At 60.6% G+C, this 23,152-nt stretch carries 23 protein-coding genes; 10 read left to right on the top strand and 13 right to left on the bottom strand.

All coding sequences use genetic code 11. The annotated features are described in order from the left end of the window. The 3 genes from ABXR19_RS18045 to ABXR19_RS18055 all read left to right on the top strand — a co-directional run. Window positions 1-470, top strand: a 470-nt coding sequence (locus tag ABXR19_RS18045; protein ID WP_354602548.1) for an O-acetyl-ADP-ribose deacetylase, incomplete at its 5' end; no start/stop codon positions are given. Next, the gene (locus ABXR19_RS18050) at window positions 467-1,093 is read left to right on the top strand and encodes a pyrimidine 5'-nucleotidase (protein ID WP_354602549.1); all 627 of its coding nucleotides are present in this window, start codon (window positions 467-469) and stop codon (window positions 1,091-1,093) included. The genes ABXR19_RS18045 and ABXR19_RS18050, both read left to right, overlap by 4 nt. A 211-nt stretch (window positions 1,094-1,304) precedes the next feature. Further along, on the top strand, window positions 1,305-1,991 hold the full coding sequence (locus tag ABXR19_RS18055; RefSeq protein WP_354602550.1) for a PEP-CTERM sorting domain-containing protein: 687 nt from the start codon (window positions 1,305-1,307) through the stop codon (window positions 1,989-1,991). Between the two features lie 159 nt (window positions 1,992-2,150). On the opposite strand, the gene ABXR19_RS18060 is transcribed toward ABXR19_RS18055, so the two are convergent. Both ABXR19_RS18060 and ABXR19_RS18065 read right to left on the bottom strand, forming a co-directional pair. Next, on the bottom strand, window positions 2,151-2,915 hold the full coding sequence (locus tag ABXR19_RS18060; RefSeq protein ID WP_354602551.1) for a HesA/MoeB/ThiF family protein: 765 nt from the start codon (window positions 2,913-2,915) through the stop codon (window positions 2,151-2,153). Between the two features lie 96 nt (window positions 2,916-3,011). Next, a complete protein-coding gene (locus ABXR19_RS18065; protein ID WP_354602552.1) occupies window positions 3,012-3,536 on the bottom strand; it encodes an AP2 domain-containing protein in 525 nt (174 codons plus the stop codon). 384 nt (window positions 3,537-3,920) lie between these two features. Between ABXR19_RS18065 and ABXR19_RS18070 the strand changes: the two genes are divergently transcribed. After that, window positions 3,921-4,247, top strand: coding sequence for a DUF2249 domain-containing protein (locus ABXR19_RS18070; protein ID WP_354602553.1), 327 nt, complete (start codon window positions 3,921-3,923; stop codon window positions 4,245-4,247). 68 nt (window positions 4,248-4,315) lie between these two features. Here ABXR19_RS18070 and ABXR19_RS18075 read toward each other — a convergent pair whose 3' ends face one another. From ABXR19_RS18075 to ABXR19_RS18110, 8 genes are all read right to left on the bottom strand, one after another. Then, window positions 4,316-4,843 carry a M48 metallopeptidase family protein gene (locus tag ABXR19_RS18075; RefSeq protein ID WP_354602554.1) on the bottom strand — a complete coding sequence of 176 codons (528 nt, stop codon included), beginning with the start codon at window positions 4,841-4,843 and terminating at the stop codon, window positions 4,316-4,318. A gap of 61 nt (window positions 4,844-4,904) precedes the next feature. Further along, window positions 4,905-6,188, bottom strand: a complete 1,284-nt coding sequence (locus ABXR19_RS18080) for an SEL1-like repeat protein (protein ID WP_354602555.1) — start codon at window positions 6,186-6,188, stop codon at window positions 4,905-4,907. Between the two features lie 5 nt (window positions 6,189-6,193). Then, a complete protein-coding gene (locus tag ABXR19_RS18085; protein ID WP_354602556.1) occupies window positions 6,194-7,492 on the bottom strand; it encodes a hypothetical protein in 1,299 nt (432 codons plus the stop codon). A gap of 23 nt (window positions 7,493-7,515) precedes the next feature. Beyond that, window positions 7,516-9,489, bottom strand: a complete 1,974-nt coding sequence (locus ABXR19_RS18090) for a DNA topoisomerase IV subunit B (protein ID WP_354602557.1) — start codon at window positions 9,487-9,489, stop codon at window positions 7,516-7,518. 141 nt (window positions 9,490-9,630) lie between these two features. Next, window positions 9,631-9,936 carry a DUF167 domain-containing protein gene (locus ABXR19_RS18095; protein WP_354602558.1) on the bottom strand — a complete coding sequence of 102 codons (306 nt, stop codon included), beginning with the start codon at window positions 9,934-9,936 and terminating at the stop codon, window positions 9,631-9,633. Beyond that, window positions 9,933-10,508 (bottom strand): YggT family protein, encoded by a 576-nt coding sequence (locus ABXR19_RS18100; RefSeq protein ID WP_354602559.1) that lies wholly within the window; start codon window positions 10,506-10,508, stop codon window positions 9,933-9,935. The genes ABXR19_RS18095 and ABXR19_RS18100 overlap by 4 nt, the downstream gene beginning before the upstream one ends. Window positions 10,509-10,517: 9 nt before the next feature. Beyond that, complete coding sequence (proC, locus tag ABXR19_RS18105; RefSeq protein ID WP_354602560.1) at window positions 10,518-11,336, bottom strand: pyrroline-5-carboxylate reductase; 819 nt, start codon at window positions 11,334-11,336, stop codon at window positions 10,518-10,520. Between the two features lie 145 nt (window positions 11,337-11,481). After that, complete coding sequence (locus ABXR19_RS18110) at window positions 11,482-12,180, bottom strand: YggS family pyridoxal phosphate-dependent enzyme (protein ID WP_354602561.1); 699 nt, start codon at window positions 12,178-12,180, stop codon at window positions 11,482-11,484. A gap of 90 nt (window positions 12,181-12,270) precedes the next feature. Here ABXR19_RS18110 and ABXR19_RS18115 point away from each other — a divergent pair, with 90 nt between their 5' ends. Both ABXR19_RS18115 and ABXR19_RS18120 read left to right on the top strand, forming a co-directional pair. Next, on the top strand, window positions 12,271-13,320 hold the full coding sequence (locus ABXR19_RS18115; protein WP_354602562.1) for a type IV pilus twitching motility protein PilT: 1,050 nt from the start codon (window positions 12,271-12,273) through the stop codon (window positions 13,318-13,320). 57 nt (window positions 13,321-13,377) lie between these two features. After that, window positions 13,378-14,511: a PilT/PilU family type 4a pilus ATPase gene (locus ABXR19_RS18120; RefSeq protein WP_354602563.1), complete on the top strand. Its 1,134-nt coding sequence runs from the start codon at window positions 13,378-13,380 to the stop codon at window positions 14,509-14,511. 196 nt (window positions 14,512-14,707) lie between these two features. Here the strand turns inward: ABXR19_RS18120 and ABXR19_RS18125 are convergent, their stop codons facing one another. From ABXR19_RS18125 to ABXR19_RS18135, 3 genes are read right to left on the bottom strand one after another with little or no spacing between them, the layout of a single operon-like run. Continuing rightward, window positions 14,708-15,880 (bottom strand): THUMP domain-containing class I SAM-dependent RNA methyltransferase, encoded by a 1,173-nt coding sequence (locus ABXR19_RS18125; protein ID WP_354602564.1) that lies wholly within the window; start codon window positions 15,878-15,880, stop codon window positions 14,708-14,710. 5 nt (window positions 15,881-15,885) lie between these two features. Next, window positions 15,886-16,326: a CopD family protein gene (locus ABXR19_RS18130; protein WP_354602565.1), complete on the bottom strand. Its 441-nt coding sequence runs from the start codon at window positions 16,324-16,326 to the stop codon at window positions 15,886-15,888. A 1-nt stretch (window position 16,327) separates the two neighbouring features. After that, entirely contained in the window at window positions 16,328-17,218 is an 891-nt protein-coding gene (locus tag ABXR19_RS18135) for an SDR family oxidoreductase (protein ID WP_354602566.1), read from the bottom strand. Between the two features lie 105 nt (window positions 17,219-17,323). On the opposite strand from ABXR19_RS18135, the gene ABXR19_RS18140 reads away from it, so the two are divergent. The 4 genes from ABXR19_RS18140 (at window position 17,324) to ABXR19_RS18155 (ending at window position 23,137) form a co-directional block, all read left to right on the top strand. Continuing rightward, entirely contained in the window at window positions 17,324-18,358 is a 1,035-nt protein-coding gene (locus ABXR19_RS18140; protein WP_354602567.1) for a CDP-6-deoxy-delta-3,4-glucoseen reductase, read from the top strand. A gap of 15 nt (window positions 18,359-18,373) precedes the next feature. After that, window positions 18,374-19,513, top strand: a complete 1,140-nt coding sequence (locus tag ABXR19_RS18145; protein WP_354602568.1) for an EAL and HDOD domain-containing protein — start codon at window positions 18,374-18,376, stop codon at window positions 19,511-19,513. A gap of 292 nt (window positions 19,514-19,805) precedes the next feature. Further along, entirely contained in the window at window positions 19,806-20,945 is a 1,140-nt protein-coding gene (locus ABXR19_RS18150; RefSeq protein WP_354602569.1) for a pectate lyase, read from the top strand. Window positions 20,946-21,058: 113 nt separating this feature from the next. Next, window positions 21,059-23,137, top strand: a complete 2,079-nt coding sequence (locus ABXR19_RS18155; RefSeq protein WP_354602570.1) for a WD40/YVTN/BNR-like repeat-containing protein — start codon at window positions 21,059-21,061, stop codon at window positions 23,135-23,137. Window positions 23,138-23,152 lie beyond the last annotated feature (15 nt).

A 23,152-nucleotide genomic window follows, 5' to 3' on the forward strand; every position in this document is an offset into this window, starting at 1 on the left:
TCACCACTCTCGCCGTCGACGCCATCGTCAACGCCGCTAACGCGAGCCTGCTCGGTGGTGGCGGCGTGGATGGCGCCATCCACCGCGCGGCCGGGCCGCAACTACTGGCAGAATGCCGCCCCCTGAACGGCTGCCGCACCGGCCAAGCCAAGCTCACCGCCGGCTATCGTCTGCCGGCCTTGCACATCATTCACACGGTGGGACCCATCTGGCACGGCGGCACGCAAAGCGAAGCCGGATTGCTCGCGGCCTGCTACCGCAACAGTCTGCTGCTGGCACAGACGCAGGGTCTGCGCAGCATCGCCTTCCCCGCGATTTCCACTGGCGTGTACGCCTACCCACCTGAACTGGCTGCCCAGATTGCCGTGCGCAGCGTGCGCGAAGCCCTGCCCGACTGCCCCGGCGTGCATGACGTAATTTTCTGCTGTTTCTCGGCCGCAGACCTGGCCCTGTACGAGGCCCTCCTGTGAGCACGCACCCGGTCTGGCTATTTGATCTGGACAACACCCTGCACAACGCCGGCGTGCACATCTTTCCGCACATCAACCGCGCCATGACGGCCTATCTGGCCGAGCATCTGCAATTGAGTCTTGAAGCCGCCAGCACCCTGCGCTGGCAGTACTGGACACGCTATGGCGCCACCCTGCGCGGGATGGTGAGCAATCATGGGACCTGTCCGCGCCACTTCCTGCATCACACCCACCAGTTCGAGAACCTCGCCAGCATGCTCGTTTTCGACCGCGCCCTGCTCGCCCATCTGCGCCAGTTGCCGGGACGCAAGGTCATCTTTTCCAACGCCCCGCGCCAATACGTCGACGCCATCCTGCGTCTCACCGGGCTGGACAAAATCATGGATGAGAGCTTCGCCGTCGAGGATCTGGGCTTTCATCCAAAACCGCAGATCCGCGCCTATCGGGCCGTACTGAAAAAGCTCAAAGTGCCCGCGCACCGCTGCATCATGGTCGAAGACACCGCCATCAACCTGCGCCCCGCCAAACAACTTGGCATGCGCACGATCTGGATTTATCGCGCCGTAAAAAAACCGCTATGGGTGGATCAACGTTTGAATTCGGCGCGGCAGATCAGGGCCTGACAAAGATCCGCTTGCGCAAGCCAGCGGGAAGGAGCCGCACAGCCACTCGTGCAGCCCTGCGGAATGCCGCAGGCCGCCTTACGCCCCTGCCCTATAGGGCAATCCGTCCAAAACCTCGATTCCATCACGCGGATTTTTCTCGCCAAACCTGACCATTCAATCTTTATGGTTATTTACCAAGGGGCGGGAAATGCGCAAAGATTTGTTCGGGGTGTTGCTGGTGTTGGCCGGGATGCAGAGTGCCCAGGCTTTGAATGCGGGGGATATTGCTTTTACGGCATTCAACGGCGATGCGGAAAATTTCGCTTTCGTGAGCTGGGTCGACATCGCAAGCGGCACAACGATCTCATTTACCGACAATGAATGGCTCAGCGCAAGCAACACTCTTAGTACCACAGAAGGAACGCTGATCTGGACAGCACTCAACAGCATTTCCGTGGGCACGGTTGTCAGCATTACGACTGACAGCAAAGGACAGAAGCAGGCATCAAGCGGCTCGGTCAGCACCGACACCAAATTCGACCTTAATGTTACGGCCGAGAGCCTTTACGCCTTTCAGGGTTCGGCAGCGGCCCCCAGCTTTCTGACTGGGCTGACGACCTATCTGGCACCAACCCCGCCTGCAACACTCACGCCGGGTGTCAACTTGCTGGCCTTACCCACCAGCACGGACTTCTCTGAATACACGGGAGCGCGCAGCGGTAAAAGCCTGGTCGAATTGCGTTCTGCCGTAAATAACTCCACGAACTGGACGGGCAACATCGGTGGCGACGGTGCGACGGTTCATCCCCTGGCCACCGTGTTTGCGCCCGTACCCGAAGCCGGCAGTGCCGCGATGCTCTTGTCCGGACTGAGCTTGCTGGGCTTCATGGTGAAACGGCGCAAGACGCTTGCCTGATCGAGCTATCAGCCCTGTCTGAAGGCGCATGCAGCATGCGTCTTCAGGCAGGCATGCCGCAAAGCCGCGCCAGATCTTATCCTGCCGGAATCCATCGTGAAAACGCTTGCCGGGCGCGCCTCCGCAAGCACTCTCACCTCAGTCCTCAGCACTCATTGCTCAGCACGCCGCCGCAGGCGGGCCGCCACACACCGCGCAATGCGGGTCACGACCATAACGCATTTCACGCCAGCGCATCGCCAGGCCATCAAGGATCAGCAAGCGGCCGACCAGGGTTTCGCCGCAGCCGACAATGAGTTTGAGCGCCTCGGCGGCCTGCATGGCACCGATGATGCCGGTGAGCGGGGCGAAGATGCCGGTGACGGCGCAGCGCATTTCGGCAACATCGTCACCCTCGGGGAAAAGGCAGTGATAGCAGGGATTTGTGCTGTTACGCAGATCAAAGACAGACACTTGCCCATCGAAACGCACCGCAGCACCGGACACCAGGGGCTTGCGGTGCTGGAAACAGGCACGGTTGATGGCGTGACGGGTGGCGAAGTTGTCGCTGCAGTCGAGCACCAGATCCACGCCGGCGACCTGCGCTGCTAGTTCATCGCCGGCCAGGCGCTGTTCAACGATGCTGACGCGGGTCAGCGGATTGACACGCGCCAGCGTGGCCTGCCCCGAAACAGCCTTGTTGTGGCCCACAGTTTCGAGCGAATGCAGGATCTGGCGCTGCAGATTGGTCAGATCCACGGTATCACCATCGCACAGGACGATTTCGCCCACGCCAGCGGCGGCCAGATACATCGCAGCGGGCGAGCCCAAACCGCCGGCGCCGACAATCAGCAGCTTGCTGGCGGCAATTGCCTCCTGCCCCTCGACGCCGATTTCAGGCAGGAGGATGTGGCGGGAATAACGCAGAAGCTGATCGTCGTTCATGGCAAGCGGCATGCTAAGAAAGGTGGCAAGTGTAGCCGCTGAACAAGAAAAAGCCCGCACGGCAGGGCCGGCGGGCTGTTGATGTTTTCCTGCACGTCAGCTACTCACACCGACCTCGGCGGCCTTGCGGCGCCGGGTTGCGGGCTTGCGACGTACTGCCCCCGGATCGAATTCGCCATCGAGCGATTTGAGCGCATCCTTGCGGGCCGCGAGGGCCATCTTGAATGCACCGTCTTCGCCGTATTTCTTGACGGAGAACTTAACCCTCTTGCGCCGCCCATCGGGCAACGGCCAAGAGGCGACCCAGAACCAGCGCTGCTTCTCTTCCGGCAGATCGCGGGTCTCTGATGCGCAATACCGGCATACACCGACAACGCCAGAACGATTGTTCTTTTTGACGATGTTGGAATACTCGCGCATGGAAAACGGTGGATATTTGGCGATCACTTCGTCCCTGAAGGACTTGGCGGCAAGAAATGATTTCTGTTTGCCGCCGTGCACGCCATCGCTGAAATGCTTGCGGAAGATCACGCCGCGCCGTTGAACGGTCACGAGCCAGCCGTGGGTACGACTGACTTCATTATCAACACGGCTGATTCCGTAGACACTGCCTCGGCTCACTTCAATCCTCCATCTGCTGTCGGGGTAACGGCGGCGATAGAGTGATTCTCGGCGAGGAATCGGAAAACTTTAGGGCTTGATACGGCAGACGCCAAAGCAAAAGTTTTTTGATCTTACGAAAACAAAGCCTGCACCCCTTCAGCAGAGCATTGCAGTGGCGGAAAAAGTCCTGGTATTCACAAGCACTCAGCCCTTGAACACCTGCCTGAAGACCCGCACAGGACGGCCTTCATCAGACAGGCATACCAGAAAGCCACGCCAGACAAGGGTCTTCAGGCGTTCTCACAGAGCAAAGCCAAACCTATCACGGATCAAGGAAGCCGCTGATCGCCCGCCACTAAGATCCGGACATCAACTTCCAACCCGACCCTGAAGGAAAAGATCATGGATTGCAGCAGCCAGAATCACGTAGACACCCATCTTTTCGACGCACGCGGCATCAGCAAGCGTTTCCGTCACTCGGCCATCTTTGGCGCGATTGAGTCGCTGGATGACGGCGAAACCATGCGCTTCATCAACGACCACGATCCTCTGCCCCTGCTGGCCCAAATCGCCACGCGCTACGGCAGTCAGGTGGTGCCGGAATACGTGGATCGCAGCGGCCCGGTGATCATCAATTTCCACATCCGCGCCCTGGCGCCCGAAACCGCCGCTGACGAAAAAGTCGGCTCCTGCGGTGGCTCAGGCGGCGACTGCTGCGGCGGACGCTGAGCTCAGCGCAGTCCAGATAAAAAAGACGCTACGGCGTCTTTTTTTACGGCACTTCTCCCTTCACAACCTCACTCCCACAGCATCTGCCCGCCCGCCTCCAGCCAGCACAGATAGGCGCGCAGGTCGAATTCGAGCTGGTGATAATCCGGCTCCATGTGGCAGCACAACTGGTAGAAGGCCTTGTCGTGATTGCGCTCCTTCATGTGCGCCAGCTCATGCACCACGATCATCCGCAGAAATTCCTCCGGCATGGTGCGGAACATCATGGCAATGCGGATTTCGCGCTTTGTCTTGAGCTTGAGCCCCTGCACGCGCGAGATGGTGGTGTGCGTGCCCAAGGCATTGCGGATCACGTGAATCTGATTGTCGTAGCTGATCCGCGCCAGCGGTGGCGTGCTGCGCAGGTAGCGGCTTTTCAGCTCGCCCACATACTCTTGCAATGCACGTTCATTGCGCACGGTGTGGGCCTTTGGGTAACGCTGATGCAAGCGCGCGCCCAGCTCGCCAGCCGCAATCAGCTGTTGCACCTGGTCGCGCAAGGCTTGCGGATAGCCGGCCAGATAGGCGACAGGCGTGGGGGGAAGAGTGGCAGACATGGCGCAATTGTACGTGGGCTCTGCCTGCCACGCCGGCAAAGGAATCTGCGATCAGTACGGATCAGCGCGCGAGCTCTTCCTTCGCAGCGCTATCCAGATACCGCTGGACGACCTGCATCGGCTTGCCCTGCGCCATCACCCGAGCCAGATCCTGAGCGGCCAGGATTTGCTGCGCACTCATGGCCTCGGCCAGCTTGCCGCGTCGCTCGTTTGCCTTGGCTCCGAGGGCAAAATTGCCGGGCTCGACCAGCGCGTACAGCGCGTAAGCCAGCACCTGATCCGCAGCTACGCCCCGCCCCGCCCCGTACATATCTGCCAGACTGAGGCAGGCACGAAAATCATCCTGATCGGCTGCCCGGCCATACCAGCGCGCGGCCTCAGCAAAATCCGGTTCAAGGCCCTGCCCTTCCTCATACATCGAACCGAGACGGTACTGCGCCTCCGCATCGCCCTGATCCGCAGCGGTGCGATACCAGCGCAGAGCCTCATGAAAATCCTGCAACACATCACTTCTGACGTCACGATAGATCCGGCCCAGCTCCGTCTGCGCCAACACATCGCCCTGCTTTGCCGCCAGCAAAAACCAGCGCAGCGCCTCTTCGTAACGCTTAGCCTGGACGTTGATTTCGCCCAGCGCGTACTGTGCCTTGACGTCACCCTGCTCAGCCGCCAGGCGATACCAGCGCGCGGCCTCCTCATCGCTCTGCGCCACACCCAAGCCATTGGCATACAAACGACCAAGATTGCGCTGCCCCTCCGCGTCCCCCTGATCCGCCGCCAGGCGATACCAGCGCTCGGCCTCGGCATAGTCCAGCAGCAGCCAGCCCTTTTCATGCTTCATGCCAAGATTGTTCTGCGCAGACGCGTCACCTTGCTCAGCCGCCAGACGATACCAGCCGACCGCTGCGGCCCGGCTCCGCCGCACACCCATTCCCTGTTCATACATGAAGCCGATGCGGCTCTGCGCGTACGCGCTACCCTGCCCCGCCGCAAGGCGATACCAGCGCAAGGCCTCTTGATAATCCTGAAGCGCGCCTTGACGATCGAGGAGATAGAAATCGCCCAAAGCCTCCTGCGCGGGCCTGTAACGCTGAGCCGCCGAACGCCGAAGCCAGCGCTCGCCCTCCTTGGCATCCTTGGGCACGCCCTGTCCCTTCAAGTACATGGCGCCCAGATTGAACTGCATGAACTTGCTGCCGGCCTGTGCCAGCGGCAGCCATTCGCGCGCGGCAGTCTGAAAATCACCCTTCTCGTAGGCGGCAGCACCCGCCTCGAAACCCGCCCATGCGGCGTTCGCCAGCAGACACAGGGCGCAGGCGGCGATCCATGTGGCGACACGGCTCATACAGATCAAGCCGTGATCAGATCAACTTTTGACATCGGAATGGCGCTCTCCATAACAATAGTTACCGCAAGCGTGGGGTCGATCACGCCTTTACCGAACTCCATAGCCTCCTGAATGGCGGACGCGAACAACAATGGCCACTCGAAAGATGACGCACAAAACTGCTTCACCAATGGCAAAAACACCGGCCAAAGTGCCTTCAGGTAATTGATCGGGATATCGGCAGGCCGATGGCCATCGGGAATGCGGGGAATACCAAAGTCGGCACGCCCGCCAGAGCTTGCTACGTGCTGAAAAATAGCATGCAGATCAGGTAGCTGCTGACAACCAAGGTGTTGCGCGGTTCCTGCGGCCAGACTCCATACTGAATACTTGGATTCAGCCAATGCCTTGTTCAGGGCATCGCCAAAATAGTACTTCTGCCCATTGTCCGTTTCAACAACCATGAACCTCGAGTTTTCGCCCTCTCCGTTCGCAAGGGCCTCGACGCGCACACTTGCTTGACAGGCATACCCAGCCAACGCGCCCAATGCTGTCAGCAAGGATTCGACGTGAACGCCTTTTTCGTCCTTCATTCCAGCCAGCAAGCGCTGAAGAACCTCTTTGCCCCCGATCTTCGCACCAATGAAAGGGTCTTCTTTGCGTCGATCTTCAATCGCACGCAGCAAAGCCAATGTCGCAGGGTGCACAGGCTCGGCTTCAGAGTGCACCGACTCGGGAAGGCTAGCTCGTTGCGCTACGTTCGGCGGCCTCGATGCGTGTTGATTCGATTTTGCTTGCTTGCTCAAAGCAGAAGAAGCTTTCTGCCTCGAAGCCACCTTCTCAGCCACTTCACCTAGCTGCCGTCTGGGCGACTCAATTCGCCAGAACATGAAAGCCGACAACAGAACACATATAACGCTCATCACTCCCGCAATACGTAACTCACCTGACAACTGACCAGGCCGACGCGAATAGGTCCCATAGTCGGACTTGGTTAAATAAATATCCGGTTTGTCTTGGCTATAGACGACATCGAGAATTTCAGGTGCCGCAATCTGCCACAGAAAACCGAGCGTTTCACGTCCGTAGTGACTATGCCCATCCACTTCATACACAAAGCTCAACTCGTAGGCCACCGCTGCGCCCGAAGAACGATTGACATCGACCTTACGGGCACTGAGCACTCTTGCCGCAGCAAACACCGGCGCCTTATTGATTGCCTCATATTTGCGAGACAGGCGAATAGGATCTTTCGCCATCCAAAAGAAGCTGATGAGAAAGATGCCAAGCAAAATCAGAACAGTCTTTTTAGATATCCTCACGCTTCGCCCCCTGAACGTCTGAACTATAAATCCGCCTCAACCAGATTGCCCTTCAACTCCATCCACGCCCGCCGACCAGAGGCTTCGCCCTTGCCCATGAGCAGATCGAAAAGCTTGTCGGTTTCGGCGACGGCGTCCTGATCCATGGTCACCGGCAGGACGCGGCGGGTGGCGCGATCCATCGCTGTTTCGCGCAGCTGGGCGGGCTGCATTTCGCCGAGGCCTTTGAAGCGGCCGATTTCGAGCTGGTCTTCGCGGAAACCTTCCTTGGCGAGGCGATCGCGGATGGATTGCAGTTCGCCGTCGTCCAGCGCATACAGACGGCGTGCCGGACGTTTCTTGCCTTGGGCCGGCACGTCAACGCGGTACAGCGGCGGCAGCGCGATATAAACGTGGCCAGCTTCGACCAGCTTGGGGAAGTGGCGCAGGAAGAGCGTCAGCAGCAGGGTCTGGATGTGCGAGCCGTCGACGTCGGCATCGGCCATGATGATGACCTTGCCATAGCGCAGATTGGCGAGCACCGAATCGGCAGCCTGCGGCGTATGCGGATCGACGCCGATGGCGACCGATACGTCGTGAATTTCGGCGTTGGCGAACAGCCGGTTCGGATCGATTTCCCAGGAGTTCTGCACCTTGCCACGCAAGGGCAAAATCGCCTGCGTTTCGCGTTCGCGGGCGAGCTTGGCCGAGCCGCCGGCGGAATCGCCTTCGACCAGATACAGCTCGTTGTCAGCGATGTTCTCAGACTCGCAATCGGCGAGCTTGCCGGGCAGCACGGCGACGCCGCTGCTTTTGCGTTTCTCGATTTTCTGCGCGTCCTTTAAACGCGACTGGGCCTGCTTGATCGCCAGTTCGGCAATGGCCTTGCCATGTTCGGCATTCTGGTTCAGCCAGGCCTCGAAGGGGTGCAGCAGCATGCTGGAGACCAGCTTCACGGCTTCGCGGCTGTTGAGCTTTTCCTTCACCTGGCCCTGAAATTGCGGATCAAGGATGCGCGCCGAGAGCACGTAGCTCATCTTGCCGCACACGTCTTCCTGCTGCAGCTTGACGCCTTTGGGCAGCAAGCTGTGGTGTTCGATGAAGCTTTTCACCGCTTCGAACACGCCGCCACGCAGACCGGACTCGTGCGTGCCGCCAGCCACGGTGGGAATCAGATTGACATAGCTTTCGCCCAGCTGCACGCCGTCAAACCAGCCGAAGGCCCAAGCCGCGCCTTCGCCGGGCGCGAAGTCTTCATCGTCGCCCGCGTATTTTTCGGCGGCATAAATCGGCACAACGGCGTCGGCGCCAGAGGTGATCTCACGCAGATAGCCCGGCAAACCTTCCTGATAGCGCCAGTCCTGCTTGGTGAAGCTGCCATCGGCCTGCTCCACTTCCAGATACACGCGCACGCCGGGCAGCAGCACGGCCTTGGACCGCAGCAGGCGCTCCAGTTCGTTCATCGGCACCTTGGGCGAATCGAAATACTTGCCGTCCGGCCACACTTTGACGCGGGTGCCGGTCTGCTTGCCGCAGCTGCCGACTTCATTGATCTGACCGATCTCGCGTCCGCCATTGGCGAAGGCGATCTCGTAGATCTTGCCCTCACGGCGCACTTCGACCTCCACGCGCAGCGACAGCGCCGTGGTCACAGCCACGCCAACGCCATGCAAACCGCCGGAAAAAGCGTAGGCCGAGTTGCCGGACTTCTTGTCGAACTTGCCGCCCGCATGCAGCGCCGTGTAGGCCAGCACCACGACCGGGATCTTTTCTTCGGGATGCAGACCGACCGGAATGCCGCGCCCGTCATCGGTCACGGTGATCGAGCCATCGCGCAGCACCAGCACATGCAGGTTCTTGGCGAAGCCACCAAGGGCCTCGTCGGCCGCGTTGTCGATGACTTCCTGAATCATGTGACACGGCGAGTCGGTGCGCGTGTACATGCCAGGGCGCTCGCGCACCGGCTCCAGGCCTTTGAGAACGCGGAAGGAGGATTCGTCGTATTGCTGCTGTGCCATGGCGGTGCGGTCAGGAGGTGGAATTCGAGGGCCGAATTCTTTCACATCGCGAGGCTTTGCAGGGTTGGATTTCAGACCTGAATCGCAAAGCCTGATCAACGGACAGGCATGCTGGAGAGCCTCATGGGGCGGACCTCCCGATCAGGTATGCTCGAAGAGCCTTGCCAGTTGGGGCTCTCCAGCCCCCTCTATACGCACGACCTTTTGCCGTGCGCTATCGCCGACCAGCAGCGTGACTGCAGACTTGGGCACGCCCAAGAACTTCGCCAGAAAAGCCAGCAGGCACGCATTGGCCTTGCCATCCACGGGCGGCGCGGCAAGGCGGACCTTCAGCGCATCGCCATGCAAGCCCGCGAATTCGGTGCGCTTGGCCCCCGGCTGCACATGCAGGGAGAGCGTCACCGAGCCATCCGGCTGGCGACGAATCGGTGCCGTATCCTTGCTCACACGAACAACAAATAGGAAAAACCGCCCTGCACCCGACTGAGCACATACAGCAGGATCTGCAAAAGCAGCAGCAGCAAGATGGGCGACAGATCCACGCCGGAAATCGGTGGCAGGATGCGCCGGAACGGCGTCAGAAAGGGTCGCGTCAGCGCATTGATCGGCCCGGCAAACGGTGAATACGGATTCACCCAGGAAATGACCGCGCCCAAGATCACCACCCCGAGCAACAAATACAGGGCCGAGCGCAGCAACTCAAAGCCCCCAATACTCAGAATACCCAACAAGACCGATACGGGCTGGCCAAGGCGGTGACCGCTCAGCAGCGCCAGAATCAAGGCCAGCAGTGCCTGCAGCAACCAGGCCGGCAGCAGCACACTCAGCTCCAGCTTGCCAACGCTCGGCACGATCCGCTGAAAAGGCAGCACAGCCCAATTCGTCGTAGTCAGCACAAACTGCCCCAGCTGGGTGATGAAGGAAATGCGCATGAAGCGCATGGCCACGCGCACCAGCAAAAGCATCGTAAAGAACCCGAATACCGCTTTCAGGATCATTGCCAGAATTTCGATCAGCATTTTATTTCCTCAAGCGTTGTCATTGCCAAGCTGCTCGCCCATCTCCGCCCCACGTGCTGCTGCGGCACTCAACGCACGCTGAATCACGGCGGAAAAATCGTCCGCTGTCATGCTCTTCAAAGCAGCTTCAGTCGTCCCACCCTTTGACGTGACCCGTTCGCGCAACACTGCGGGCGCTTCCGTACTGCTGGCCGCCAGTGCCGAAGCCCCCACCAAGGTCTGGATCGCCAGCAGGCGCGCCGTCTCGGCCGTCAGCCCCAAGGCCTCGCCACCGGCCTGCAAAGCCTCGATAAAATAGAACACATAGGCTGGACCACTGCCAGAAAGCGCGGTTACGGCGTCCATCTGGCTTTCATTCTCCAGCCACACGCTGCTGCCGGCCGCCGCCATGATCCGGCTCACCGCTTCACGCCCAACCTCCGACACGCTCGCATCCGCCACCAAACCTGTAATACCCTGCCCGATCAAGGCCGGTGTATTCGGCATAGCACGCACCAACGTCGGGTAGCCACCCAGCCAGCGCGACAGATCGGCCAGACGCAAACCGGCGGCAATGCTCACCACCAGCTGCCGCGTCAATTGCCCGCTGACCGGCGCCAGCGCCTCGCGCATCTGCTGCGGTTTTACCGCCAGCACCAGCACATCGCAATCAAGCGCAGCGGCATCCAGTTGCGCAACGGCACGCACGCCGAAATCAGCCTGCAAACGTTCACGTGCGGCTTCGTAAAGCTCGACAACCTGGAGATCAGCCGCCACAAAGCCCTGCTTGAGCAAACCGCCAATAAGCGCGGAGGCCATGTTGCCGCCGCCAAGAAAAGTAATTTTCATAATTCATTGAGGAGTGAGGAGTGAGGAGTGAGGGGTCTACAAACCCCGCACTCCTGACGCCTCTCGCGCTCAATCCACAATTTCAGAAATATTTACCGCATCTACAATCTCGACAGCATTTACCAAGAGCCGACTGCTTTCCTTCTCACTCCATATAATTTCTGACACCAAAAATCGCCGTCCCTACGCGCACCATTGTCGAACCGGCCGCAATCGCCAGCCCCATATCGGCCGACATGCCCATCGACAAAGTATCCAGCGTCAGCCCCGACTCACCCTGCAGCTGATCGCGCAAATCAGCCAGCAAACGGAAGCGACTAATCAACAGATCCGCATCTTCACTCGGCTCAGGAATACCCATCAGCCCGCGCAGCTTCAGATGCGGCAAAACGGCTACAGCACGCGCCAGGGCTGGCAGCTCAGCCGGAGTCACCCCGCTTTTACTCGCCTCACCACTCACATTTACCTGCAGACACACATTCAGCGGCGGCAAATGCACATCGCGTTGCTCGGACAAGCGCTGGGCAATCTTCAAACGATCAACGGAATGCACCCACTGAAAATGCTCAGCCACCAGCCGGGTCTTGTTACTCTGCAGCGGTCCGATAAAGTGCCAGACCAGACCGGGCAAATCAGTCAGTTCAGCAATCTTGTCGACGCCTTCCTGAACGTAATTTTCGCCAAAATCCCGCTGCCCCGCAGCGTAGGCCTCACGCACCGCCGCCGCCGGCCAGGTCTTGGAAACCGCCAGCAGATGCACAGAATCCGGATTTCGCCCGCTTTTCCGCCCGGCGGTGGCCATCTGGGCACGAACAGCTTTCAGGTTTTCGGCAGTCCCCGACATATAATTCGTCTATTGTTCGGTATTCGCGGCCGAAAAGTATAACAGTCCGCAGCAGACCCTCTTAGTCCCGCCTCTGGAAGCGCATCCACCATGGAAATTACCGAGCTGCTCGCCTTCTCCGTCAAGAACAAGGCCTCCGACTTGCACCTATCGGCCGGCTTGCCGCCGATGATCCGCGTCAACGGCGACATCCGCCGCATCAATCTGCCCCCGCTGGAGCACAAAGACGTGCATGCCATGGTGTATGACATCATGAACGACAGCCAGCGCAAACAGTACGAGGAATTCCTTGAGTGCGACTTCTCGTTTGCGGTGCCGAATCTGGCTCGCTTCCGGGTAAATGCCTTTGTTCAGGAACGTGGCGCGGCCGCAGTATTCCGGACGATTCCGTCCAAGGTGCTGAGCCTTGAGGATCTGAACGCCCCGAAAATCTTCAAGGAAATCTCCGACCAACCGCGCGGCCTCGTGCTGGTGACCGGGCCTACCGGCTCGGGCAAATCCACCACGCTGGCGGCGATGGTCGATTACGTGAACGAAAACCAGTATGCCCACATCCTCACCGTCGAGGATCCGATCGAATTTGTGCACGCCAGCAAGCGCTGTCTGATCAACCAGCGCGAAGTGCACCGCGATACCCACTCCTTCTCCAACGCACTGCGCAGCGCGCTGCGGGAAGATCCGGACGTCATTCTGGTGGGCGAATTGCGCGATCTGGAAACCATCCGCCTGGCCATGACAGCAGCCGAAACCGGTCACCTGGTGTTCGGCACCCTGCACACCTCTTCAGCCGCCAAGACTGTTGACCGTATCGTCGACGTTTTCCCCGCTGAGGAAAAGGAAATGATCCGCGCCATGTTGTCCGAATCGTTGCGTGCGGTGATCTCGCAAACCCTGCTCAAAACCAAGGATGGCGCTGGTCGCGTCGCCGCCCACGAAATCATGATCGGCACCCCGGCCATCCGTAATCTGATCCGCGAGGCCAAGGTCGCGCAAATGTATTCCTCGATCCAGACCGGCATGCAATACGGCATGCAGACCCTGGATCAGAATCTGCAGGACTTGGTACGCCGCAATATCGTTGCCCCGGCAGAAGCTCGCGTACGCGCCTCCAACAAGGATCTTTTCCCCGGCGCAGCCTGATTGCCCCCTATCACGCATTGATTTTTTGCCGGCAGCATCGGCAGTCACGGAGACAGCATGGAACGCGACCAGGCACTCAAGTTTGTGCAGGATTTGCTCAAACTGATGGTTACCAAGAAGGGCTCAGACCTCTTCATCACCGCAGGCTTTCCGCCTGCAATCAAGATTGACGGCAAGATCGTGCCGCAATCGAACCAGATCCTCTCGCCCCAGCACACGCAGGACATCGCGCGCGCCGTGATGAACGACAAGCAGGCCGCCGAGTTCGAATCCACCAAGGAATGCAACTTCGCGATTTCGCCGTCCGGCATCGGCCGTTTCCGTATGAACGCCTTTGTACAGCAAGGCCGCATCGGCATGGTGGCGCGGACTATCGCCCTGCGTATTCCGACACTGGAAGAGCTGGGCATGCCGCCGATCCTGCGCGAAATCGCCATGTCCAAACGTGGTCTGGTGATCTTCGTCGGCGGCACCGGCACGGGTAAATCCACCTCACTGGCGGCGCTGGTCGACTATCGCAACGAGCACACCTACGGCCACATCATCACGCTGGAAGACCCGATCGAATACGTCCACGCCCACAAGAACTGCGTCATCACGCAGCGCGAAGTCGGCCTGGACACCGAGTCCTGGGAAGCGGGTCTGAAAAACACCCTGCGTCAGGCGCCGGACGTGATCCTGATGGGCGAAATCCGCGACCGCGAAACCATGGACTACGGTATCGCCTTCGCTGAAACCGGCCACCTCTGCCTAGCCACCCTGCACGCCAACAGCGCCAACCAGGCCATCGACCGGATCATCAACTTCTTCCCGGAAGAGCGTCGTGCGCAATTGCTCATGGATCTGTCGCTGAACCTGCGCGCCCTCGTGTCGCAACGCTTGTTGCCGCGCAAGGAAAGCAAGGGCCGCGTGCCGGCGATCGAAGTCATGCTCAACTCGCCGCTGATCGCCGACCTGATCTTCAAGGGCAGCGTTACCGAATTGAAGGACGTGATGAAGCGTTCGCGCGAAATCGGCATGCAGACCTTCGACCAGGCACTGTTTGATCTCTACGAAGCCAGCCTGATCACCTTCGAAGATGCACTGCGCAATGCGGACTCGGTCAATGACCTGCGCTTGCAGATCAAACTCAACAGCAAGCACGGCGACAAGGATTTGCTGGCTGGTGTGCAGAACCTAGATATTCTGTAAAACACAGCGCCAAAAAAATGGCCGCAGAGGATTTTCCTCTGCGGCCATTTTTATTTCCACCCTGCTAAAGAGCCTTGCCTGACAAGCCTCTGCAGATACCATGCTCTGAAAGCAGCGCCCACAATCACTCTTAGACATGAATGCCTGAAGATCGCCGTCCTGCGCGGCTCTTCAGGCAAGTATTCTCGCGGGTCTTTTACTGCTCAGCCGGCTGATCGGCCTGCTGCCGCTCGCGATTCTGCCCTGCCACCAGCTTGAATTCGAACACACGGCAATCCAGATCGCCGTTCATGAGCGGCGTGCGCTTGCTGGCTTTCAGGCCGATGAGTTTGGCCATCGCCAGATCGGCGGTAATCAGATAGGCGTTCCAGCCGGCGAAACCACGCTTGAGGGTATCGCCCAGCTTGGGATACCAGTCGTGCAATTCGTCGCCCGTCGACAGGCGCACGCCGTAAGGCGGGTTGCTGACGAGCACGCCGCTGTCATCCGGCGCCTCCAGATCGAGTACGTCGCACACCAGCAGCTCGACCTTGCCGGCGAGGCCAGCGGCCTCCAGATTGGCTTCGGCCGCGCGGATCTGTTGCGGGTCGATGTCGGCGCCGAAGATCGGCAGGGTTGGCTCCTGGCGCTGACGTTGAATCGCGGCACTGCGGATCTGGCGCCAGAGTTCAGCGTCGAAATGACGGAATTTCTCGAAGGCGAAGGAACGCCCGAGGCCCGGAGCGATGTCCAGCGCCATCTGCGCGGCTTCGATCAGGAAGGTGCCGCTGCCGCACATCGGGTCGAGCAGGGTCTGGCCAGGCTGCCAGCCGCTGATCTTGAGGATGCCGGCGGCCAGATTTTCCTTGATCGAAGCCTCGACCTTGGCGCGCTTGAAGCCGCGCTTGTAGAGCGGCTCGCCGGAGGTGTCCAGATACAGCGTGCAGGTGTCTTCGGTCAGAAAGGCGTGAATGCGCATGTCCGGCGACACGGTATCGACGTCCGGCCGGCCACCCTTGATGGCATGAAAGTGGTCGCAGATGCCGTCCTTGATGCGCAAGGTCGTGAAGTTCAGGCTCTTCAGCGGCGACTTGATCGAGGTGACGTTCACACGGATCGGATTGATCGTATCGAAAGAGCGCGCCCAGGTCACGGCACTGGCGAGACGGTAAATGTCGTCCTCACTGCGATAGCGCGTGAAGCCGACTTTCCACAGCAAGCGCGTGGCCAAGCGGCTTTCCAGATTGACGCGATAGGCATACGCCCAGTCGCCTTCGCTGGATACGCCGCCATGGGTCGGAGCGACGCTGCTCGCGCCGCAGGCCGTCAGCTCATCGGCCAGCAGTTGTTCAAGGCCACGCGGACAAGGGGCAAAAAAAGTTTCAGACATGGCGCTCACAAAGGTTTGACGATAACAAGAATCAGGATGGCAATCAGGAAGAACACCGGCACTTCATTGAACCAGCGATACCAGACGTGGCTGCGCGTATTGCGGCGGGCGATAAAATCGCGCAGCAGGCGCGTACACCAGCCGTCGTAACCCGACAGACAAAGCACCAGCAGGAGCTTGACGTGCAGCCAGCCCTGCGCCCACCAGGCACTGATTCCGCCCAGACTATCGATGGTGAGCGTAAGCCCGCACACCCAAACGCCGATGTGCAGCGGAATCGAGAACCGTTTGAGGCGCTGCGCCATGCCCAGCAGACGATCGTACTCTGCCGTATTTTCGGCCGGCACGGCGGCCAGATTTACGTAGATGCGCGGCAGGTAAAACAGTGCCGCAAACCAGCTGACCACAAAAAAAACGTGCAGCGCCTTCAACCACAGATACAGCATTTCAACTCCCTTTTGATTCGAGTTCCGCACGCGCCGCCCGCAGGCCATCGCGCACATCCGCGTAACGCGGCTGCCAGCGCAGCTCGCGCTTGATTCGCGCATTCTCCAGACGCCGTGATTCACCCATGAAACTCATGGTCATCGGCGACAACTGCGCCGCACATTCGGCCCGGCTCAAGCGCGGCGGACGCGGCAGACTGAAGATATCCGCCATCGCATCGTAGTAATCGCCCATCGCGAGGACCGAATCGTCGCACACATTGAAGGCGCGCAGGCGCGGGCCGCGAAACAGCGCCAGACCACAGGCACGGGCCAGATCATCGGCATGGATGTGATTGGTCATCACATCCTCTTCGGCACGCAACACCGGATCGCCGCGCTCAAGGCGCGCCAGCGAGAGTCGATCCGCCGCGTAAATCCCCGGCGCGCGCAGGATGCGCAAGGCACAGCTCTGACGGATCGCAAAGGCGCGCCAACGCGCCTCGGCAGCCACCCGGCGTTGGCCGCGTGCACTTTTAGGCTTGAGCGGACGCTCCTCGGAGACCCGCGCCCCGCCGTAGTCTCCATACACTCCACTGGTAGACACATACACGACGCGCCTCGGCGCGGCACCTGCCCGCACAAGCACACCCAGAAAGCGTTTCAGGCGGGCATCATCGCGCCCTTCGTTCGGTGGCGGTGCACAGTACAGCAGCACCTCGGCCAGACCCGCCAGCCGGCGCAGGCTCGCCGCATCATCCAGATCGCCCCGGATCGGCACGGCACCGGCGGCACGCCATTGCGCCGCCGTCTCGTACCGGCGCACCAGTGCATACACGCGAAAACGCTGCCGCAGCCAGGGCATGGCGCGCAAGGCCACATCGCCGCTGCCGATGATCAAGAGTCTGTCCATGGCTGCAATTATCCCATCAATGCCTCCAATGATCGCTGCAGACCTTGCTACGGAGAGCATCCGTAGAGCGATATAATTCGGGCTTCAACAATCCCGGCAGTCACCATGTCCTTCAAGGTCACCCTTCAGCCCAGCGGACGCGCTTTTTCGGCCGATGCCGACACCACCCTTCTGCAAGCCGCCCTCGACGCCGAATTACTGGTGCCTTATGGTTGCCGCGACGGCGCCTGCGGGGCCTGCAAGGCCAAGGTATTAAGTGGTGAAGTCGATCATGGCCGGGCACCGCTGAGCACCCTGCCGGAACCCGAGCGCGCAGCCGGCATGACGCTGATGTGCTGTGCCCACGCGCAGAGCGATCTCGCCGTCGAGTGCCGCGATGTGCGCTCGGCCCACGACATCCCCGTGCGCAAGCTGCCCTGCCGCGTACAAAGTCTGGAGAAACTGGCCGCCGACGTGATGCGCCTGAACCTGCGCCTGCCGCCAAACGATCTCTTCCACTTTCTGCCTGGCCAGTACATTGATTTCCTGCTCGCTGACGGCCAACGCCGCAGCTTTTCAATCGCCAATGCGCCGAACGCCGACAATATGCTGGAACTGCATGTGCGCCAGATTCCCGGGGGCAAGTTCACGACCCGTGTTTTCAGTGCCATGAAGGAACGCGACATCCTGCGCATCGAAGGGCCGCTGGGTAGTTTTTCGCTGCGCGACAAGCCCGAGGATGGCGGCGACAAACCCATCGTCTTCCTCGCCGGCGGCACCGGTTTTGCGCCGATCAAGGCGATCATCGAGGATATGATCGCGCGCGAAATCAGTCGCCCCATCGCGCTGTACTGGGGCGCCCGCGCGCCCGAAGGCCTCTATCTGCATGAGCTGGCCCTGCGCTGGGCACACCAGCTTGCTGACTTCCGCTACATCCCTGTCATTTCGGGCGAACCGCTGGAAGGCTGGTCCGGACGCAGCGGCCTGGTGCATCATGCCGTCATGGCAGATCTGCCGGATCTGTCCGGGCATCAGGTATATGCCTGCGGCGCACCGGAAATGATCGAGGCCGCAAAAAAGGATTTCAGTGAAGCCTGTCGGCTGCCGTTAACCGGGTTCTATGCCGATGCTTTCACTTTCGCCACCAACAACCCCATCTGACCGGGAGTCACACAAATGAGCACCGGAGTCCTGATCACCCGCGAGCCGGTTGTCAATCAGCAACGCGCGATCACCGCCAACCGCCTGATCGTCCATGCACCAAACATCGCTACCGCCATTCAAGCCCTTGACGCCCAGCGCCAGCACTGGCCGACGGTGCACCCTGTTTTCATCAGCTTCGGGCGCCTAGTTCCCACTGCGGAACTACTTGCCTGGCAATTGCCCGAAAGTGCACTGATCGAAATCCCCGCACCGGCCCTGCAATACCCGCAGATCCAGGAACTGATCGGCCAACTCAATCAGGCCGGTGTACCCTTGGCCTTGTCCTGGTTCCAGCCCGGCGCAGCCTGGCCGGCCGAAGTGGACTGCCGCTTTTCGCTGGCCGACTCAAACAAGGTCGCCTCGCCATTCGGAGCCCCCGGCTTGCCGCTCGCCTGGGGCCTGGCCGACGTGCCAGCTTTCGACAGGGCTGTCCTGCAAGGCTATACCGGCGCGGCCGGCTGGTTCTTTCTCAAAGGTGTCACACCGTCCAAACAGCTCGCGCCCTCACATGCGCAGATCGTGCGTCTGCTCAATCTGGTGCGCAACGATGCCGACATCACCGAGATCGAAACCGCCCTCAAACAGGACGTCTCCCTGCCTTACAAGTTGCTGCGTTATATCAACTCGGTCGGCTTCGGCCTGATGGTGGAAGTGCAATCCTTCCGCCATGCCGTCACCATCCTCGGCCGCGACAAGCTCAATAAATGGCTCTCGCTGCTGCTCGTTTCAGCCAGCAAGGATCCCGCTGCCCCTGCCGTGATGCAGGCGGCGATTGCACGCGGACGCATGATGGAAATCCTTGGCGCACACTTCTTCGACAAGGCCCAACTCGACAACCTGTTCATCACCGGCGCCTTCTCGCTGCTCGACGTACTGCTCGGTTCGGGAATTGACACCGTGCTGGAACAGATGACCCTGCCGGATGCCATTTGTGACGCCCTGCTCAAAGGTGAGGGCGCCTACGCGGCCTTGCTGAAACTGGCCATCGCATCCGAATCCTTCATGCCCGATCAGCTCCGCACCCAGAGCGAGGCACTGGGGCTGAGCGAGCAGCAAGTCTCCTCTGCCCTGCTGCAGGCGGTGGCCTTTGCCGATGCGCTGAGTTTCGGCTGAGTACAGTGCCCCCCAAAAACAGGGCGCTGCGGCGCCCTGTTTTTTTTGACAACCACCCCAAGAAGCTCAGTGGGCGGGGCTCTACAAGCATCCTGCCTGTAAACTGCCTACCCGCTCGCCTTTCAGCGGCGCCTACCGACCATAGGACAAATACCTACAATAAACATTTCAAAACGCCAAAACGTCTGCTAAGTTTCTACGTCGGTTTGCTGAAAATTCACATTTTTTGACAGTCCCGACGCAACAAAAAAGCGTGGCAACAAGCCACACCGACAATTCAGGAGACAAAACAATGCGTATTACACACTTGGCACTGAGCATCGCTGCCCTCGCCCTGGCTGGCACGGCCTCTGCCGCCAACCGCCCAAGCGGCTTCAAGACCATCTGCGCCGAAGGCAAGACCTGCTCGGTCAGCGCCGCCACCAACGTAGCCTTCGGCCGCGCCGACAAGTTCCTCTACAAGACACTGAGCGGCAGCTTCGTATGTAACGAAGCCACCTTCGGCGGCCGTATCGCTGGCGGTGTGAATGAGTGCTCGATCAAGATCGACGGCAGCTCCTCCAGCTCCAGCAGCAGCTCGTCGAGTTCTTCCTCCAGCTCGTCTTCCAGCTCCAGCAGCTCATCGTCCTCCAGCTCTTCTTCGAGCTCCTCCAGCTCATCCAGCTCCAGTGGTTCGTCCAGCTCGTCGAGCGGTGGCGTGCCAGTGCCGGGCTGGACCGGGCCGGTCAACAAATGCGAGCCGGGCGCGCTGATCTACAACACCACGCTTGATTGCGGTGGCAAGTCCATCGGCTTGGCCTGTGCCGGCGGTAGCGAAACCCAGCCAGCCGTGCTGACCCTGATCAACGCCACGGTCAAGAACGTAGTGATTCCCGCTGGCGGCGGTTCGGACGGCATCCATTGCGGTTGGGGCAGCTTGGGCAGCGGTCTGGGCACCAACGTTCAAGGCGGCGTCTGCAACCTTGAAAACGTGACCTGGGCAGCCGTCTGTGAAGATGCGGCCTCGATCGGCAATGGCCAGGTCGGCACCGTCATGAACATCAAGGGCGGCACGGCAGCCAACGCGTCGGACAAGGTGTTCCAGAACAACGGCATCAATGCTACGCTGAACGTCGACAACTTCACCACCACCGGTTCGATCGGCAAGCTCTCCCGCGCCTGCGGTGATTGCACCGGCAACGGCGGCCCGCGCTTCTTCAACATCAACAATGTGAAGATGGAAAAGGTCTCGACCGTGATCGGTGTGAACAGCAACTACGGCGACAAGGCCAAGCTGCGCGGCGTTCAGATCAAAGGCTACAAAGTTGGCAGCCCGAAGGTTTGTGTCACCTACGTTGGCGTGCAAAAGGGCAGCGGTTCGTCCTCGACCATTGGCGAAGAATGGAACACCGTGTCCTGCGATGTTTCCAAGACCGACGTAACGGCGTATTGATCTGCAGCTGAACGCTGGGCGGGATCATCCCGCCCAGCAAACAGAGAAGCCCCCGTATGATTCGCGACGGGGGCTTTTTCTTGCCTCACCTACCTTCACGATCGCCAAGCTCCATGCGCCACGCCCTCCTTCTGCTCAGTCTGCTGGTGTTCTGCGCCAACGCGCTCGCCCAGCTGGAAACGCCCGTATTCACCGGCCGCAGCGTGATCAACGCGATTCCTAACACCGGCCTGCACCTGCTACGCAGCGGCACGCTGCTGGTCGGCGGCACCGACGGCAGCCTGCTGCGCAGCACGGATCAGGGCCAGCACTGGGCCGGTACCACGACGAGCGAGATCAGCGAACAGATCCTGCAGATTGCCGCAGATGAAGGCAGCGGTGTGCTGCTCGCCACCGGTCCCACCAATGGCCTGCTGCGCTCCACCGACGACGGACAAAACTGGGCCTTGCGCCCGCATGACGCCAAGGCCCGCATGCGCGCGCTGGCCCATGCCGCGCGCACGAAAACCTGGATTGCGGCCGGTGAAGGCGGTAATATTCTGCGCTCCACCGACCAGGGCCTGAGCTGGCTCAGCGCCGCCACACCCAGCCCCCAGAACCTCGGCCATGTGCTGGCCCTGCCCGATGGCCGCTGGTTGGCGGGCGGGGAGAACGGCGTGCTGCTCAGATCAGATGACGATGGCAAACGCTGGCTGCAAATCCGCAGCGACAGCGAGGCCACCGTAACTGGCCTGCACTACGTCGCCGACCTGAAGCGCGTCTTCGCCCTGGCTGGCGATGGCAAGATTCTCGTCAGCGCCGACAGTGGCCGCCACTGGTCGCAACACAGCTCGGACAGCGGCGATTACCTCAGCAGCTTCGTCTGGGATCCCAAACACAAAGTCCTGCTGACTGGCAACGCCCGTGGCCAGATCGCACGCTCCATTGATGGTGGCAACCGCTGGCAGCCCACGCCGAGCGGCACGGACTTTTACCTGAATCATCTTACCTATCTTCCGGGTGAAGGCACCCTGCTGGCTACTGGCGAAGCCGGCGGCCTACGCCGCTCAACAGACGGCGGCCAGAGCTGGCAGCGCGTGGCTTTCGACTCGCCGGATCGCCTCGGCCGGCTGATCGTCACGGATCAGGCCATCATCGGGCTGGGCCAGTTCGGCGCCCTGCTCCGTTCGGCTGATGCCGGTCAGAACTGGGCTGTGCTGCAACAGCCACTGAGCCTCTACGTTCATGACATCAAACTTTCCGCCGACGCCAGCAGCCTGATCGGTGTCGGCCCACAAGGCTGGCTCATCCGCTCCACCGACATGGGCCGCCAGTGGACGCCACTATTCCTCGGCCTCGGTCAGGACGTGTACCTGCTCAGCGCCACCAAGGATCCGAAATCCGGCGCCGTCCTCGCCGGCGGGCCACCCGGCACGATCATCCGTGCAGAAGGCTCGGGCAGCGACTGGCAGCGCGTGCTGGAGGTGAATAGTTCTGCACGTGGCTATTTCCACAAACTCGTCGCCGATTCAAAAAACGGCGTGCTGCTGGCACTGGCCAGCCCCGGCACCGTGATGCGCTCCATCGACGGTGGGCGCAACTGGCAGGCCACCGACGCGCGCACCGAATCGCACCTGTTCGACGCGGCCGCCTCAAGCCGCGATGGTAACTTCGTCGCAGTCGGCCGCGATGGCGTGATCCAACTGAGCCGCGATGGCGGCCTGCACTGGCAAGCCCGGCCCAGCGGCGTCCGCAGCATCCTGCACGGCGTTGTCTATGTGGCTGAAGTGGACACCTTCTTCGCCGTCGGCGCGAATGGCGTATTCCTGCGCTCTACGGATTCGGGCGAAAGCTGGCAGGCACAATCCTCCGGCAGCAGCTCCACCCTGCGCTATCTGGCTTGGGACCCCGCGCGCCAAGTGCTGCTTGCCACCGGCGATCAGGGCACGCTGCTGCGCTCAACGGATGCCGGCGAACACTGGACGCCGATGGCCAGCGGCAGCGATCAGGCGCTGCGCCAGCCGCTTGTGAGCAAGGCCGGTGCGATCTTCATACCGGGACGCAGCGGCAGCCTGCTGCGCAGCGATGACGGCGGGCTGAGCTGGCGCAAAGTCCCGACACATACCGCCGGCCACCTCAAAGGCTTGTTTGAATTGCCCGACGGCAGCGGCCTGCTCGCCTATGGCGATCGAATCGTTCTCATCAAACCCTAGCCGCACAGCCGCATG

It is taken from the genome of Uliginosibacterium flavum, assembly GCF_040566545.1.
GTDB classification, from domain to species: Bacteria; Pseudomonadota; Gammaproteobacteria; order Burkholderiales; family Rhodocyclaceae; genus Uliginosibacterium; species Uliginosibacterium flavum.